Raw genomic sequence first — 16391 nt, forward strand, 5'->3', positions numbered from 1 at the left:
GCTTTCGAAGGAGCTATGATGGACCAATTCAAAAAAAGCATGCTGACACTCGTCACGGACGCATCGACGAATCTCCCCCCCGACGTCCGTCGTGCAATTAAGCGGGCCGCCAGCATCGAGACCCCCGGCACCCGTTCATCGCTTGCACTTGAGACGATCGCAACGAACGTCGACATGGCTTGCGATTACACCGCGCCTATTTGCCAGGACACGGGGATGCCGACGTTCTATATTCATACGCCCGTCGCCGCAAACCAGCTCCGGATGAAAAAAGACATTTTCGATGCGATCGCGGAGGCTACAAAGTCCGGAATTCTGCGGGAGAATTCCGTCGACTCGCTCACGGGAAAGAACAGCGGGAACAATTTAGGCCCGGGCACGCCCGTGATCCACTGGGAGCAATGGGATAACGAAAATGAAATCGAGGTGAAACTGATCCTCAAAGGGGGCGGCTGCGAGAACAAGAATATCCAGTATTCTCTCCCCGCAACGCTCGACCATCTTGGAAAAGCGGGACGAAACCTCGACGGCGTGCGCAAATGCATCCTGCACGCCATCTGGCAGGCGCAGGGGCATGGCTGTTCGATCGGAGCCATCGGAGTTTCGATCGGGGGCGACAGAGCCACCGGGTACGAGCAGGCAAAACAACAGCTCTTCCGAACCCTCGATGACGTGAACCCGAACCCGGACCTTGCGAAGCTTGAAGCGAACATCATGGAGAGCGCGAACACGTTGAATATCGGCACCATGGGCTTCGGCGGCAAGGCGACTCTTATTGGATGCAAGATCGCGGCGCAGAACCGGCTGCCGGCGAGCTTCTTCGTTTCCGTGGCCTATGATTGCTGGGCGTTCCGGCGGCAAGGCGTCGTTCTCGATGCCGCGACCGGAGCGATCAAACGATGGCTCTATAAAGACGATTCCCCCGTCATAACGATGGCGATCAAGGAAGGGATTTCCATGACGGGGAGAGAACGTGTCTTGACGACTCCCATCAGCGAGGCGGTCATCCGTTCGCTCAAGGTCGGAGATGTCGTTCTCGTGAACGGAAGAATGTACACCGGACGGGACGCAATTCATGCCCATCTTGTTAACCACGAATCGCCGGTGGATCTGCACGACCAGGTGCTTTATCATTGCGGCCCCGTCGTGATCAAGGAAAACGGAAAATGGCGGATCAACGGCGCGGGGCCGACGACAAGCAGCCGCGAAGAGCCGTATCAGGCCGATATCATTAAGAAATTCGGCATCCGGGCAGTGATCGGCAAGGGAGGCATGGGAGCAAAAACCCTTGCAGCGTTGCAGGAGTACGGAGCCGTGTACCTGAACGCGATCGGAGGAGCCGCTCAATATTATTCGCATTGCATTGAGGAGGTCGAAGGGGTCGATTTTCTTGAGTTTGGCATTCCCGAAGCAATGTGGCATTTGCGCGTGAAGAATTTCCCGGCGATCGTCACCATGGATGCACACGGCCACAGCCTCCATGCAGAAGTCGAAGAGGCCTCGGCTCATGAGCTATCCAAGTTTGCTGAAGTACGCCTGTAGGAAGAAGATCTTGGAGGGAACCAGCCGCTAAGCTTCGTCGGGATCCATCAAAGTTTTTGTTCCCCACCTCTTGAAGTTCCGCATTTTCGTTCGTACTATGAATCAGCCAAGCCAGTAACCACCGAAGTCCTGCAGGAGAAAATCGAATGCCGAAAGATACGCTGACTATTACTGACAACAGAACGGGAAAAACATACGAGCTGCCGATCGTTCACGACACCATTCATTCCACCGACCTCCGTCAAATCAAAGTCAAAGACGATGATTTCGGGATGATGACGTACGACCCGGCGTTCATGAACACTGCGTTGTGCAAAAGCACGATCACCTTCATCGACGGGGATAAGGGAATCCTCCGCTACAGGGGATATCCTATCGAGCAGCTCGCCGAGAAGAGCACGTACCTGGAAGTGTCGTACTTGATCCTCTACGGGGAACTTCCGACAAAAGAGCAGCTGGAACGATGGACGAACGACATCAATCTGCACACCTTCATCCATGAGAATGTAAAATTGTTGATGGAAGGGTTCAGATACGACGCGCATCCGATGGGAATGTTCGTCAGCACCGTGGCCGCCCTTTCGACGTTCTATCCCGAAGCGGGGAATATTTATGATGAAGAGATCCGCCGAAAGCAGACGCTCCGCCTTATCGGCAAGGTCCCGACCGTTGCAGCATTCGCCTACCGGCACAGCAAAGGGATGCCGTACGTTTACCCGGACAATGAGCTGAGCTTTACCGGGAATTTTTTAAATATGATGTTCCGCATCGGAACGGTGAAATACCATCCTCATCCTGTCCTGGAGCGGGCGCTCGAGGTCTTGTTCATCCTTCATGCCGACCATGAACTGAACTGCAGCACGGCCGCGATGAGGAATGTCGGAAGCTCGCATGTCGACCCGTATTCCGCCTTGGCGGCGGCCGCGGCGGCGCTCTACGGACCGCTGCACGGAGGAGCCAACGAAGCGGTGCTCCGCATGCTTGACCATATCGGGGATGTTTCCAAAGTCCCCGAGTTCATCAAAACCGTGAAGGCCGGGGAAGGAAAGCTGATGGGGTTCGGCCATCGCGTCTACAAGAATTTCGACCCGCGCGCAAAGGTGATCAAGAAACTCGCGGACGAAGTGTTCGACGTGACCGGACGAAACCCGAAGCTGGACATCGCGCTCGAACTCGAACGGGTCGCCTTGCAGGATGAGTACTTTATCAAGCGGAAGTTATATCCCAACGTCGATTTCTATTCGGGATTGATCTACCAGGCGATGGGATTCCCGTCCGAAATGTTCCCGGTTCTGTTTGCAATTCCGAGAACTTCGGGATGGATCACGCACTGGGTTGAAATGCTGAAAGACCCGGAACAAAAGATCGCGCGCCCGCGGCAGATCTACCTCGGCTACGACAAGCGCGATTTCGTCCCGATCGAACGACGGAAGTGAGTGAATGAAGGCTACCGTCAATAATGCGCTCCTTCATTACATCGACATCGGGATTTCTACGGCCATTCCGGTCGTTTTTATTCACGGGTTCCCGTTCAGCCACAAAATGTGGACGTTTCCCGGGGGACAGACCGAGGCCCTTGCATCGACGCACCGTGTGATCGCATACGACGTCCGGGGCCATGGTGAGAGCGAGGTCGGCGACGGGCAGTATACGATCGAATTGTTCGTCGATGATCTGATCGGATTCCTCGATCATCTCAGCATCAGTAAAGCGGTTGCTGTCGGACTTTCCATGGGGGGCTACATCGTTCTTCGGGCGGTCGAACGTCATCCCGACCGGTTTCGGGGACTCGTGCTGTGCGACACGAAAAGCGAAGCTGATTCCAACGAGGCCAAAGTGAAACGCGCCTCTTCCATTAAGGCGGTCAAGGCGAACGGCCCCCGGCAATTTGCGCAGAATTTCGTCGCCGGTGTTTTCACGGCCGAGAGCTTTAACGCACGGGCCGAAGCGGTGAAAGCGATTCAAAGCACGATCGAGCGTACGGCCCCGATTTCTCTTTGCGGAACGATGCTTGCCCTTGCCGGGCGGACCGATACGACCTCATCGCTCCCTTCCATCGCCGTGCCGACGCTCATTATGGTCGGAGAGCACGATGCGCTCACTCCGCCGCCAGCATCGCAATCAATGAAGGAAAAAATTCCAAATGCTGAACTCTCTATAATCCCGGGAGCCGCTCATATGAGCAACATCGAGAATGCGCCTGAGTTCAACAAGCATCTGTTGGAATTCCTTCAAAAGATCAGCTGAAGCAAAGAAACGCTTCAGGATAGACCTCCATCCTTCAACCCCTCTTCGTGAATGCCAAGTCAACATTGTGCGAGCCTTTCGTCGCTGAATACTGAGATCATTTCCTGCAGAAAGTGTCCGCGACTGGTCAGGTGGCGCGAGTCGATCGCCCGTAAGAAGGTCAAGCGTTTTGCCAACCAGGAATATTGGGGGAAGCCCGTCCCCAGTTTTGGCGACTGCCGCGCCGAGGTTCTTGTCGTCGGTCTCGCTCCGGCTGCCCACGGCGGGAATCGCACCGGAAGAGTTTTTACGGGGGATGAAAGCGCGAACTGGTTGTTCCGCTCCCTCCATAAAAATGGATTCGCAAACCAGCCAAACTCAACGCACCGGGGAGACGGGCTGAAGCTGTCACGCTGCTATGTCACCGCCGTCTGCCACTGCGCTCCGCCTCAGAACAAGCTCCTGTTGAAAGAAATACATCATTGCCGCCCCTTCATGCTGCAAGAACTTCAGCTGTTGAAAAATTTACGGATCGTTGTCGGCCTCGGCAAAGTCGGGTTCGACGCATCGTTCGATTGCATGCGGGAACTTGGCTGGACATCACTGAAGGCGCGGCCGAAGTTTGGACACGGCGTGAAGTATACCATCAACAAGACAATCACCCTCCTTGGATCATACCACCCCAGCCAACAAAACACATTTACCGGAAAACTGACTCAAGAAATGCTCGATGAGGTCTTCCGGACGGCGCGGAACGTCCTGAGAACCTAGCACGGCACACTTTCCCGTTTGGTTTGATTCCTGGATCTGAGGGACTTTTGTGAACAGATGTCCTTCGTCTCGTGGCGCGATAAAGCCGCGCCACTCGCTCAGGATAAACGTGTTTTTGTTTATGTTAACAAAACACAGCCTGTTCACCCTTTCCCCAAAGGACCCATTCGGGGAGCAAGTGACCCCGCGAAGTCGGTGGAAGGCGTCTGGCGAAGCCATACTTTGGGAGCAGGGTCGATCTAATTTCACTTTTGGGATCGCTTCTAATAAATCCCGCCGGCCAAATTAGGACACTCCCCGATTTGAAGTTCTCTCCCTCATCTGTTATATTTCAATAAGATGATCAGTTGCAAAATTTGGAGAGGAATCTGTTATGACGATGATTGATGAAAGAACGCCGTTTGGCGTTTCAGTGCGCACCGAACAGGAGCCGTTCAAGCGGCTGAGACGCCTGCGCATGACGGAAGCGTTCAGGTCGATGGTGCGCGAAACCGAGCTCTCGCGAAACGATTTTATCTATCCCCTTTTCGTCGTCCCCGGGAAAAAGGTGAGGAACGAAATAAGATCCATGCCGGGAATCTTTCAGCTTTCCGTCGACGAGGCGGCGAAGGAATGCGCATTGGTCAAGGCGCTCGGAATTCCAGCCGTTATTCTCTTTGGAATTCCTGAACACAAAGACGAGGTCGGGAGCGATGCGTACGACGAACAGGGGATCATCCAGACGGCCATCCGGGCGATCAAAAAGGAGGTCCCTGAGCTTGTCGTCATCACCGACGTCTGCCTCTGCGAGTATACCTCCACCGGACACTGCGGCATCGTCCGCGGCAACGAAATCATCAACGACGAATCGATCGAGCTGCTGGCAAAAGAGGCCCTGACGCACGCGCAGGCGGGGGCCGACCTTGTCGCCCCTTCCGACATGTTCGACGGGCGCGTGAAAGCGATCCGGCAGATCCTGGACGAGAACAAATTCCACAATATTCCCATCATGTCGTATGCGGCAAAGTATGCGTCCGGATTTTACGGCCCGTTCCGCGATGCCGCCGAAAGCACGCCAAAATTCGGCGACCGCCGGTCGCACCAGATGGACCCGGCGAATTCCAACGAGGCCTTGCGCGAAGTTGAGCAGGATATCATCGAAGGCGCCGACATTGTGATGGTGAAACCGGCACTCCCCTATCTCGACATCGTCCGTCGCGTCAAGGAGAGGTTCGAGATGCCGACCGCTGCTTACAACGTGAGCGGCGAATATTCGATGATCAAGGCCGCCGGCAGAAACGGCTGGATCGATGAAGAGCGTGTCATGATGGAAACCCTCACAAGCATCAAGCGGGCGGGGGCGGATCTGATCCTCACCTATTTCGCGAAGGATGCCGCAAAGCTTCTCCGCTGACGACACTTCATGAAGAACGTTCTTATTACCGGCGGCACGGGATTCATCGGCTCGAATCTTGCGGCCGCGCTTTCGGCCGAAGGATGGAACGTTAGGATTCTTCGCCGCCCTTCCTCGAACCTTTTCAACGTTCAATCTCTTCCCGTCGAACACTCTATCGGGGACGTGCGCGACCTCGACTCGCTCCGATACGCCGTGCGCGGATGCGATACAGTTTTTCACACTGCGGCAATGGTCTCATTTTGGAAACCAGCACGGGAGCTTCAATATGAGATCAATGTGCTCGGAACAAGAAATGTCGTCCAGGCATGTTTACAGGAAAATGTCGAACGCCTTGTCCATACAAGCTCGATCGCCGCAATAGGACACGCTGCAAACGGAGAACTCGCCGATGAATCGACGCAGTTCAACTGGCCGCAGGAAAGCAGCGGGTATAAGTATTCGAAACACATGGCGGAAGGCGAGATCGCGAAAGGTGTTGAGCAAGGGTTAGACGCCGTCATGGTGAACCCCGGAGTCGTCATCGGACCCGGAGACCTTCACTTCAACGGGGGCAAAATCATCCGCTCGGTAAGAAAGCACCAGGCATTGTTCTACATTGACGGCGGAATGAACGTCGTTTACGTTTCCGACGTCGTCAAAGGACATTGCGGTGCAGCGCTTAAAGGAAGGACCGGCGAACGCTACATTCTCGGCGGCGACAATTTGACCCACAAGCAGGCATTTCAGATCACCGCAGAAGTTGTCGGCGGCATCGTCCCGCGCGTCAAAATGCCGGTCGCCTTCGTGAAATCAGCCGGCAGATTTTTTGACCTCGCGGGAATGGTCATGAAGAAAGAACCATTCGTCACCTCGGAACTCTTCTCGGGGGCCGGAATCCGTAATTGGTACAGCTCCAAAAAAGCCGAACGCGAACTCGGCTACACGATCACTCCGTTTCGCGAGGCAGTCGAAAGAACGTACCGCTGGTATTGTGACAACCATCTCCTGTGAATGAACTGAATTTTTGAATGAAGATGTTTGGAGAAAGGAACTAATGAAAACCTCGAAATCCAGAACGCTGTTCAGCAAGGCGCTGCAGCTCATTCCGGGGGGAGTGAATTCTCCGGTACGAGCTTTTGCTTCTGTCGGAAGGACCCCGGTGTTTATCGCCAAAGCGCGCGGCTCGAAGTTATGGGATGTGGACGGGAACCGGTATATCGATTACGTCGGCTCCTGGGGGCCGATGATCCTCGGCCATGCGGATCCTCACATTCTCAAAGCGGTGAAGAACGCAGCGAACAGCGGAACAAGTTTCGGAGCCGCGACGGAACGCGAGCTGGAAATGGCGGAGCGCATTTCGGCGATTATGCCCTCGGTTGAAATGGTCCGCATGGTCAACTCCGGGACCGAAGCAACGATGAGCGCGATCCGCCTCGCGCGGGCTTTCACCGGAAAAGACAAGATCATCAAGTTCGAAGGTTGTTACCATGGCCATGCTGATTCGTTCCTGATCAAAGCCGGCTCCGGGGCGATGACACTTGGAGTCCCCGATAGTCCCGGCGTACCCGCAGTCATCGGCGGAGCGACCCTCACCGCCCGCTACAACGACCTTGCGTCGGTCGAAAACCTGATCGCGGAATATCCTGATCAGATCGCCGGATTGATCGTCGAGCCCGTTGTCGGCAATATGGGCTGTGTTCCGCCGCGGCATGGATTTCTTGAGGGACTCCGTTCGCTGTGCACGAAGCACGGCATTGTATTTATTATGGATGAAGTGATGACCGGTTTCCGCGTTTCGCTCGGCGGGGCCCAACAGCTTTACGGCATCACACCCGACCTCACGACGCTGGGAAAGATCATCGGCGGAGGGCTCCCGGTTGGAGCGTATGGAGGGAAGAAAGAGATCATGAAAATGGTCGCACCGTCAGGACCGATGTATCAGGCTGGAACGCTCTCGGGAAACCCTCTCGCCATGGCCGCAGGAATCGAAATGCTGAAAACGCTTTCCGGTAAAAAGAGCATTTATGCTCAGCTCGAAAAGAAATCCGCCAAACTCGAACGGGGCATCCAATCGATCATCGATAGACACAACCTCCCTCTCACGCAAAATCGCGTCGGCTCGATGTTCACGCTGTTCTTTGCAACGGGGAAGGTGATCGACTATGAGACCGCAAAGAAATCGGACACCAAAAAATTTGCGGCATACTTCGGCTCCATGCTCGAGCAAGGGATCTATCTCGCTCCGTCGCAATTCGAGGCCGCATTCATGTCTGCAGCTCATTCGGACGATGACATCGAGAAGACGATAAAGGCGGCCGAAAAAGCGTTGACAGCGGTGTTCGGGTAAAGGCGGTTCGTTCACAATCCTAAGGCAATCACTTCACGACGAGACGTCGGGAACGAGGGACGGGAGAGAAGTTGGGTGCGAGATAGAAAGCATTGACGTCGGTTTTCTCGTGAGGGGAGCGTTCCCAAGGAGACCGTAGGAACGAGGGAAAAAACCTATCTTACGGAAAATTCGGGGGGAGAGGAAGTGAGCTTGGTGTGGAAGAACTCCCTTTTTTGTGTTCCACAATGAAGTAGACTCCCACGGCAACGCCGACAACGACCGCTGAACCGACGTACCACCAGAGCTTCGACCTCGATTCCTGCAGCCCTTCGGGAACCGAAGTATCATGAGTCACCGCCTGCCCCACTTTGATCGCCGCTTTCCTGATAAAGAGGTTAACCTCATCCGCCGAGGCGCAGACGGCATTGTCCGTTATCCCGGAAAGCTTCTGAGGTCTTTTGACGTCGAACTCGTCCGATTGAAGTTGATACGTTGAATTCTTCTTTGTGACCCTTAAGAGAAGCACCCTTTGGAAACCAGATTTAGCCGCAAGCGATTGGATGCAGGCGACGTCTTCACACTTATCCAGAGCGGCTTTGTCCTCCTTCTTCAACCCTTTACCAAAATCCGCCTTGAGCATAACTGCGAGATCGGGAAATTGAGAGAGTTTATCCTTAAAGCTGGAAAAGAACGACTCTGATTCACCGGCCGACATTCCTGCCACTCCCCCGCTGACCAGGACTGCTTTGATAGAAGGCTTAGGCGCATCCTGAGCAGAAAGCCGCGGGGCAACAAGAGTCACGGCTGCGACGAGGAGGAGGATTGTGGTGTTCCGTTTGTCTTTTGGGTGAGAATACATTGAATTGTCTCTACTTGATCAAGAGCATTTTTTTGACATTATGATACGACGCACCCCCGCCGGTAATTGAGATGCGGTAAAAATACGTCCCCGAAGCAAGACCGTGTCCGTCAAAGCTCGCTTCATAGAATCCAGGCACGACTGACCCGTCGACGAGTGTCCGGATCTGCTGTCCCAGAATATTATACACCCGCAGCTGCACTCGCGCCGACGGCATCGACGAAGGAACGGCATAGCGGATGACGGTCGCAGGATTGAACGGGTTCGGATAATTATTAAAGAGGTTCGGCTCGTCCGGTATCAGGGCAATCCCATCCAGATTCTTATCGATAAATGAAGAGGTCCCGACGATCAACCGCACCATCCCCTCGCCGTCGCTGCCGCTCGTGACCACGATCGATTTCTGCTTCGTCAGATCGTAGGCGAGGCCTTTCGCGGGATCGACGGCGATAACTCCGAAGCCTTGATTTACAATTGCCTCGGTCGAACCGAACCTCAATTGTGATTTGGCAAGAGCATCTCCCGTCTTAACAGTGACATCCCACACATCCCCCTCGGAGCTGACCGGCCTCATATCTTTCATGAGCATTCCCGCCGCGCTTTCCATTCCCAAGAGAATATTACTGCCGCCGATGAACGGAGCCTGGAACCGGTCGGACGGATCAACTCCTTTTTGCGCGTTTGCTTTCATGCCGACCTCAGCGCCGAGGCACGACATGTTGATATCGTCTCTCACCGCATCGATCCCAAGCGTCCACTCCTTTGCGTTCAGCTTCGGGTCCGCTTTCGCGGGAAGCTTTGCCCCCTTTTTGATCATCCCCGCCGCGGGGGGAAGAATAACTCCGGCCAGGTCGAACTTCACAACACATGCGGAGTCAACCTCAACGGCCAGTCCCTGCCAGCTGCGCATCGTGTCGACGTCGGAGCCTGATCCTTCCCATCCCCCCTGAGTTCCGGTCCCAGAAAAATAATAGTGAGCAAGGGGAGTCCCCCCCTGGAAGATAAGACGGTCAAACGGCACATCGACCAGGAAAGGATTTCCCAAGAGATTCCATCCCTGATCGAGCGCGATGCCGTTGTACAGCATGTTATCGGCCCGGATGAGTTTCGGCCTGGCCAACGCGGCGGATTTCCCGGCATTCTCAGTCACCATCATGAATCCAGAGCCGGGCACAACGACCGGCAGATCTTTGTACGTGCCATAATCGCTCCAGGCCCCGTTGAACCATCGCACCATCCGCCAATTCACGTATGCAACACCGTTCGCGTCGCTCGGACCGAAGCTTTGATCGATAAAACTGCTCGGCCTCTGATCTTCGGGGATGTATGGTACGGACAAAAGCCGGTACGCCTTGACCTCCTGCCCCGCGGGCAGACTGAGGGAGTGGACAGTCGGAAGAGTCGTAAAATCCGTCACGGTCAGATCGTTCGAGTACCGAATGTCAAACGAGTAGAGGTTTGACAGCGAGATATTCCCCGCACTGTCGATCGCCTGAATCCTGTACACGGCGCCGACCGCTCTTCCGTTCTTGATGAACGATGTTGAAGGAATGGCGGCTGAATCATTCGCGAAGCTCACGGTTGTCCAGGCCTGCTCGTCGAGGCGCCGATACAAGAGGTTGAAGCTCATCACCCCCGACTCATTCGCCGGTTCGGACGACGAGGCAGCGATGGGGGGAATGCCCGACAAGCTTCCGTCCGCCTGGACGAAAATTGTGTCCAGAGCCGCGTTGTTGTGAACGATCGCCGGGCCCTTGTTGTCGAACTTGATCACGACAGAAGCGACCGAATCCGGATTTTTATTCCCCAAAGAATCTTCGAGGAAGAAATAGACCGTGTCCTTCCCCACCAGCGACATCGGGAGCGAGGCGCTCGTGTTCGCCGCTGCCTGGCTCTGGACGGAAGCGGCATTCCGAGGAAGCGTATCGATCGAGTACCAAATCTTTCCAATCGGAAGCATTCCGGCCAGACTGTTCGTCCATGAAATCGAAAACGATTGCGCGTTCGACCAGCCCGATGGGGTCACCGACACGGCGGCCGGCTTGCCGGGAAGCGAGTACACCTTTGCTGACACGGGGAGCATGATCAACGGCGTCAGTGCGTTGCTTTTGATGAAAACGGTATCGGCATAGGATCCGATCGAGTCGGCGCGAAAGAGCATTGTCAGCTTGAGTGAATCCGTAATGTTCCCCTGCGTGACCGAAAAAGTGAGCTTGTTCCCGTTGGCATAAATGGTATCGATGATCAAACGGTTTGCCGAAACATCCTTCACTTCGACGTCGATGCTGGAAGAATCATGAAGGGGTACAAAGCCGAAACCGATGAGAGATTTACCGACTGCAATCGAAGGAATGCCGTTATCGGACAAAAATACGGAAGCGGTGTTGGTCTGGCTGCTGGCTGTGATCAGATCCGGCCTCCCATCGCCGTTAAGGTCTCCGATAGCAAGTCCGAACGGAGAGCTCGCGATGCTAAAGTCTTTTTCGCCGCCGAGGGAGCTCGCGGCGATCGCGTTTCCGCTCCCGCTCATATTCTGAAAGACCGAAACGGTGTTGCCGCTGTTCGAGGTAGCAATGTCGGGAAGGCCGTCGCCGTTGAAATCACCCAGCGCGATGCTGTTGGGCGCGCTGTTCAGCTTGAAATCAACCGCCGCTGCAAAGGATAAGCTTCCACTGGTGGAGTTGTTGTGGAAGACCGAAAGCGTGCTGTCGCTCGTGTTTGCCGAAACGATCTCCGGTTTTCCGTCGGCGTTGACGTCAACAAGTGCGACCGCATCCGGGGTGCCGCTTGCCGGAAGAGAAATTTTCGGAGCAAACGAGGCGGCTGAGATGCTGCCGCTGGAGCTCGTATTCCTGAAGATCGAAAGAGAATCGATGCCGCTGTTGGCGACGACGATGTCGGGCTTTCCGTCTCCGTCAAGATCGCCCACAGCGACCCCGTACGGAATGGCGCCCGTTGAAAAATCAACAGTCGCCGCAAATGCGACAGACCCAATACCGCTTGTATTTCTGAGGATCGAGATCGAATTAGCAAAATGATTTGTCACCACAACGTCCGGTTTTCCGTCTCCATCCAGGTCGGCGATCGCGATACCGTATCCCCCGCCGCCTCCGCCGCCTGTTGCAAAATCAACCCTGGGAGCAAATGAACTTGCTGTGATACTGCCGCTTGAGCCCGCGTTTCGAAATACAGAAATTGTCCCCCCGTTCCCGTTCGAGACCACGATGTCCAGCTTTCCGTCCCCGTCAATGTCGGCAACAGCGATCCCCCACGGACCTCTGCCGGTTGTCAGGATGACGGGGGGAGCGAACGTGCTGGTTGAAAGGCTGTCGCCCGTTCCCGTATTCCTGAAGATCGAGATCGAGCTGTCGGCATTGTTTGTGACCACAAAGTCGGGCTTGCCGTCTCCGTCCAGGTCGCCGATGGCAACGCCGTACGGAAGATCTCCGGTCACAAAATCCATTTTCGGGAAAAAGCCCGACGATGAAAGAGCGACCCCTCCGGGGAATGTTGGAATGAACGGAATGGCGGAAGATGCGGTGAGGCCGGTTGACGTAACAGTAACACTGACCGGGCCGAAAGAGGCCCCGACCGGAACTACTACTTTCAATTGTGTCGGAGATGCAGAGTTGACCGCCGCTTTCACGCCGCTGAAATAGACGACATCGCTTGCGGAAGCGGCGCTAAAATTATTTCCGGCAATTGTCACGACAGCGCCGGGAACTCCGGACGCCGGCGTCACCGATGTAATGGACGGAGCCTGCGGAAAGAGAAAAGAAAAAGCGGAGAAAAGAAGAGCCAGTGAACAGACCGACCGTTTCACGATCATCCTCTATGGCTGACCTTGAGGCGAAAAAACATGCTCTTAAATGGCGAAGCTAACAAAAACTCCAACCTCAAAAAAGAAGTTGGAGTTTTTTTCAGTTGATACTCTCGTCCCTGTAAAGTTCTATGCAGTTCCCTTACACTATTGTGCTAAAGCATTAACCGTAAAGCTGACAGTGCCGATATTAGGACTGGCAATAGTAATAATCACCGTCACAGTAACCCCAGTGGCAACAGCTGGTGGAACCGACGAATTCACGACTTGGAAAGTGAAATCAGTGATTCCAGGACCCGGGAACCGTGCATAGGCAGCATCCGGGAGCGACACTACAGCCGAGTTTGAAATATCGCCGGAAACTCCGATCTGGAATCCCGATGGCGGGTTCGCGGGAGGCACAATGGTGGCCGAGATCGTGGTGCCGTCGGGCAACGGATTGCCATTCCCGTCTTTAATGGTAACTGAGATCGGAGCTGTAGTGTGAGAAACGGCACTCATCGGTACAACCGTATCCGGAACACCGGTCAAAACTATAGGATTGGTCGCCTCCACTTCCAGGACACTGTCAGTAACGTTTGTATTGAAGTGACCTTGAGTTTGGGCAGTGACCCAGAAATATCCATCACGTCCGTTTATTAAAGATGCGTAGGGAAGACCGCTGAAAATACCCGGTTTATATTCATATTGGCCTGAATAGGGTAACGGATTTACCAAGAGCAAACTAACTGTTGCTGACCCGTCTATCTGGGTATATGCGTTGAAGTCCTGCGATCCAGTTTCGATAACCCCGGACTGTGAATGGAAATAAACGGCCGTTCCCTTGGCGACAGGATTGCTGAAAGTATCACCAACCTCGACCGTGAAAGGAATCTTGTTATTGAACCCAGCCACAACATAATGGCTTGGAATAAGCGAAAAGTGCGCCTGATCCGGGAATCCTGCGTGGACAGTTATCTTGACCGGCTGGGAGATCAGAGTTCCTCTGTTCGGAACACTGATGTGTGCAACAACCTGAACGACGCCAGCCTCGGATCCGCTGATAACTGTCGTGTGCAACTGTCCATTGTCGTCAGTACTGTCTGTCGCGGGAATAACCGACGGAGGTGTGCCCCCTGCAATTGTTGAGTTGGGGAAGAACTGGATATTATATGTCACACCAACCCTGCGCGTTCTGTCGATCGGAATTCCCAGAGAATCCGTGACTTGGTAGCCTATCGTCGAGTTCTCAAGCGCGCCGACGCCGTCAACATAAATATCTGTCGCAGTCGCCCCTAAATATTGGACCTGAGAAGCCAGCCTGGCAGACGAGGGAACAACAATGTAGACGATCTTCGGGTCCGATGTCTGGGTTATCGAGTCCTTGGTCGTCGAAGCGGTGACAAGAACCTCTCCGTACTTTGTCCCGCTTGTGAGCGTCGTCTGCACATTGCCGCCGGTATCGGTAAGAGCCGTTGCGGGCGAGAGATATTCTCCGCCGCCGAGCGGCACAACTATTTTGAAGTTCACGGCAACATTCTTTGCCGGTTGCCCGAATGTGTTATACACTTTGAATTTGGCGACGTCAGTCGTCGTGCCGCCAACGCCGGTAACATAAATGGAATCGGTTGAAGGATTGGAGAGAACAATGTGGCTCACTATGCTGCTGTCAGGGCCGCCGCCCTGGGTGCTCGAAAGCGTCCCTCCCAGAACCAACTTGGAATTTCCGTTCTGGCTTGTCACCGAGATCGTCAGCGAAACCGGCTGAGCAACGTTCGTTCCCGTCGTCCGATTGTCCTTCAGATTCACCTGGTATTGAGTGAACCTCTTGTCCTGCGTATCGGGAATATTGACGGTTATGTCGCCGGTCATTGTCACGGAGGACGACGCCGACCCGGTTGCAGAAACCGAAACGGTGGAACCTCCCGTCAACGGATTGCCGTTGAGGTCGGAGACGGTATAATTCACCGTCGTCGACAATCCGACCGGGATGACGAAATTATTGTTGGACGTCGAGATGATCGTCCGTCCCGAGAAGAGGATCGGTGTAGAATCTGTGAGTACAGTTCCCGCCTTGATGCTTGCCGGCTTAAATTTTACAATATGATTCGCGAGAGGCTTCGGCACGGTCGTCGTCCTATTGAAGGTAACGCCGTCCGCATACTTCTTATTCTTTGACGTAAAGATCGGCGTCGAAGCCGTCGAACTTGATGCCGATCCCGACTGAGGAAGCGTCGCGACCTGAGCGTAGATCCAAGCAAATCCGTTCGACGGCACCGGATTACCCGTAAACAACGTTGCGCTTGCAATTCCATCGTTGTCGGTAAGCCCCTGCGCCTCAATGCTCCCTCCCGTAGAAGTAAAGTACACCGGAGTTCCCGGATGGACCGGGTTGCCGTATTTGTCCCCGACGAGAACTGATACCTTATCCTGGAAGTTGATGATCACTCCTCCCGGAACGTTGAAGAGTGTGCTGCCGATCGATAAATGCGAGCTGTCCGGATAGCCGCCGTAAATAGGAATAGAAACGATCTGCGATGCGATGGTGTCGTATCCGGTAGCGCTGCTCTTATCCTTCACCGCCGCATACGCTTCGACCGTCGCGAGTCCGGCTTTATATCCGGATGAAAGCTGAACCGCAACCTGGCCCGAAGAATTCGTGCGCACGCTGTCCAAATTGAGCTGCGTCAGAGCGTCGGGCTGATTGATGAATTTGAAATCGACGCTAACCGAGTTTGAGGTGTCAACGGGAGTTCCAAGCGAATCCCGTACTTCAAATGTCAAAATCGTAGCCGTCGGCCCGCCCGCACCGAGAATCGATAGGTTATCCGTCGACGAGCCGAGGAAGACAATTTGTCCAGCCCGCTGAGATGCGTGGGTGGTCGCGGTCGTGCTGTCCTGCGCTCCGGTGAGCCCCTTCAACGCCACGGCACCGAGACTGATCGTCGCAGAGCTTGAACTGTAGGTGAAGTATTTTGTCAGGCTATACCATCCGGCCCTCGAGAACGTGATCGAGTCGTTGACGGTCGTTTTATCCGATGCCTGGAAACTGATCGAAAATGTCCCGTTCGATTTGCCGGTATCTTGCTGGAAGGGGGTCCAGAGGACGATATGCACACTGTCCAGAGGAGTTGCAGAAAGGTTGACCACCGTCCCGCTGATCGTCACGGCATATTCGGACCCGTTCGATGATGTCGGATTGGCGCACGAAAACAATCCGGCAAATACCAGAATGATAAGATACGTCACATATTGTCGTTGTCTCATAACAACCTCACGAATAATCGTTTCAATCGCGACTCACTGTTCAAGAATGGGGGAGCAGAAATTGCGCCTTATCTTCACTCTACCTCTGTGGCTTCCGTATTCCGGGAACTTAAGCTTTTCGAGCCGATTCTCAATACAGCGGAGCACGCATTTTCGAGAATACGGTGATCTACCTGCTCTTCATCGGGTTTTTCAGAGGGCCGGAACGCCTCTCCAAATATCC

Annotated in this window: 10 protein-coding genes; 7 read left to right on the forward strand and 3 right to left on the reverse strand. The window is 54.4% G+C overall.

The features are described from left to right. The first annotated feature begins 18 nt into the window (after positions 1 to 18). The 7 genes from VMF88_05915 to hemL all read left to right on the forward strand — a co-directional run bounded on the left by VMF88_05915 (position 19) and on the right by hemL (position 8261). Complete coding sequence (locus tag VMF88_05915) at positions 19 to 1542, forward strand: fumarate hydratase (GenBank protein ID HTY10588.1); 1524 nt, start codon at positions 19 to 21, stop codon at positions 1540 to 1542. A 146-nt stretch (positions 1543 to 1688) separates the two neighbouring features. Continuing rightward, a complete protein-coding gene (locus VMF88_05920; protein ID HTY10589.1) occupies positions 1689 to 2978 on the forward strand; it encodes a citrate synthase in 1290 nt (429 codons plus the stop codon). A 4-nt stretch (positions 2979 to 2982) separates the two neighbouring features. Continuing rightward, the gene (locus VMF88_05925) at positions 2983 to 3789 is read left to right on the forward strand and encodes an alpha/beta fold hydrolase (GenBank protein HTY10590.1); all 807 of its coding nucleotides are present in this window, start codon (positions 2983 to 2985) and stop codon (positions 3787 to 3789) included. Positions 3790 to 3840: 51 nt separating this feature from the next. Then, complete coding sequence (locus VMF88_05930) at positions 3841 to 4539, forward strand: uracil-DNA glycosylase (protein ID HTY10591.1); 699 nt, start codon at positions 3841 to 3843, stop codon at positions 4537 to 4539. Positions 4540 to 4918: 379 nt separating this feature from the next. Continuing rightward, positions 4919 to 5932, forward strand: coding sequence for a porphobilinogen synthase (gene hemB, locus VMF88_05935; GenBank protein ID HTY10592.1), 1014 nt, complete (start codon positions 4919 to 4921; stop codon positions 5930 to 5932). 9 nt (positions 5933 to 5941) lie between these two features. Further along, positions 5942 to 6925, forward strand: a complete 984-nt coding sequence (locus VMF88_05940; protein ID HTY10593.1) for an SDR family oxidoreductase — start codon at positions 5942 to 5944, stop codon at positions 6923 to 6925. Between the two features lie 43 nt (positions 6926 to 6968). After that, complete coding sequence (gene hemL / locus VMF88_05945; protein ID HTY10594.1) at positions 6969 to 8261, forward strand: glutamate-1-semialdehyde 2,1-aminomutase; 1293 nt, start codon at positions 6969 to 6971, stop codon at positions 8259 to 8261. Positions 8262 to 8421: 160 nt separating this feature from the next. Here the strand turns inward: hemL and VMF88_05950 are convergent, their stop codons facing one another. From VMF88_05950 to VMF88_05960, 3 genes are all read right to left on the reverse strand, one after another. Beyond that, positions 8422 to 9102, reverse strand: coding sequence for a hypothetical protein (locus VMF88_05950; protein HTY10595.1), 681 nt, complete (start codon positions 9100 to 9102; stop codon positions 8422 to 8424). A 10-nt stretch (positions 9103 to 9112) separates the two neighbouring features. Continuing rightward, positions 9113 to 12925, reverse strand: a complete 3813-nt coding sequence (locus tag VMF88_05955; GenBank protein HTY10596.1) for an FG-GAP-like repeat-containing protein — start codon at positions 12923 to 12925, stop codon at positions 9113 to 9115. Positions 12926 to 13069: 144 nt separating this feature from the next. Further along, positions 13070 to 16168, reverse strand: a complete 3099-nt coding sequence (locus VMF88_05960; GenBank protein HTY10597.1) for a hypothetical protein — start codon at positions 16166 to 16168, stop codon at positions 13070 to 13072. Positions 16169 to 16391 lie beyond the last annotated feature (223 nt).

It is taken from the genome of Bacteroidota bacterium, from assembly GCA_035506275.1.
Lineage (GTDB): Bacteria > Bacteroidota > Ignavibacteria > UBA10030 > UBA8401 > JAGVPT01.

Coding starts and splice junctions, on each gene's coding strand:
- VMF88_05915 (HTY10588.1), top strand. CDS start 19: ATGGACCAATTCAAAAAAAGCATGCTGACACTCGTCACGGACGCATCG.
- VMF88_05920 (HTY10589.1), top strand. CDS start 1,689: ATGCCGAAAGATACGCTGACTATTACTGACAACAGAACGGGAAAAACA.
- VMF88_05925 (HTY10590.1), top strand. CDS start 2,983: ATGAAGGCTACCGTCAATAATGCGCTCCTTCATTACATCGACATCGGG.
- VMF88_05930 (HTY10591.1), top strand. CDS start 3,841: ATGCCAAGTCAACATTGTGCGAGCCTTTCGTCGCTGAATACTGAGATC.
- hemB (HTY10592.1), top strand. CDS start 4,919: ATGATTGATGAAAGAACGCCGTTTGGCGTTTCAGTGCGCACCGAACAG.
- VMF88_05940 (HTY10593.1), top strand. CDS start 5,942: ATGAAGAACGTTCTTATTACCGGCGGCACGGGATTCATCGGCTCGAAT.
- hemL (HTY10594.1), top strand. CDS start 6,969: ATGAAAACCTCGAAATCCAGAACGCTGTTCAGCAAGGCGCTGCAGCTC.
- VMF88_05950 (HTY10595.1), bottom strand. CDS start 9,102: ATGTATTCTCACCCAAAAGACAAACGGAACACCACAATCCTCCTCCTC.
- VMF88_05960 (HTY10597.1), bottom strand. CDS start 16,168: ATGAGACAACGACAATATGTGACGTATCTTATCATTCTGGTATTTGCC.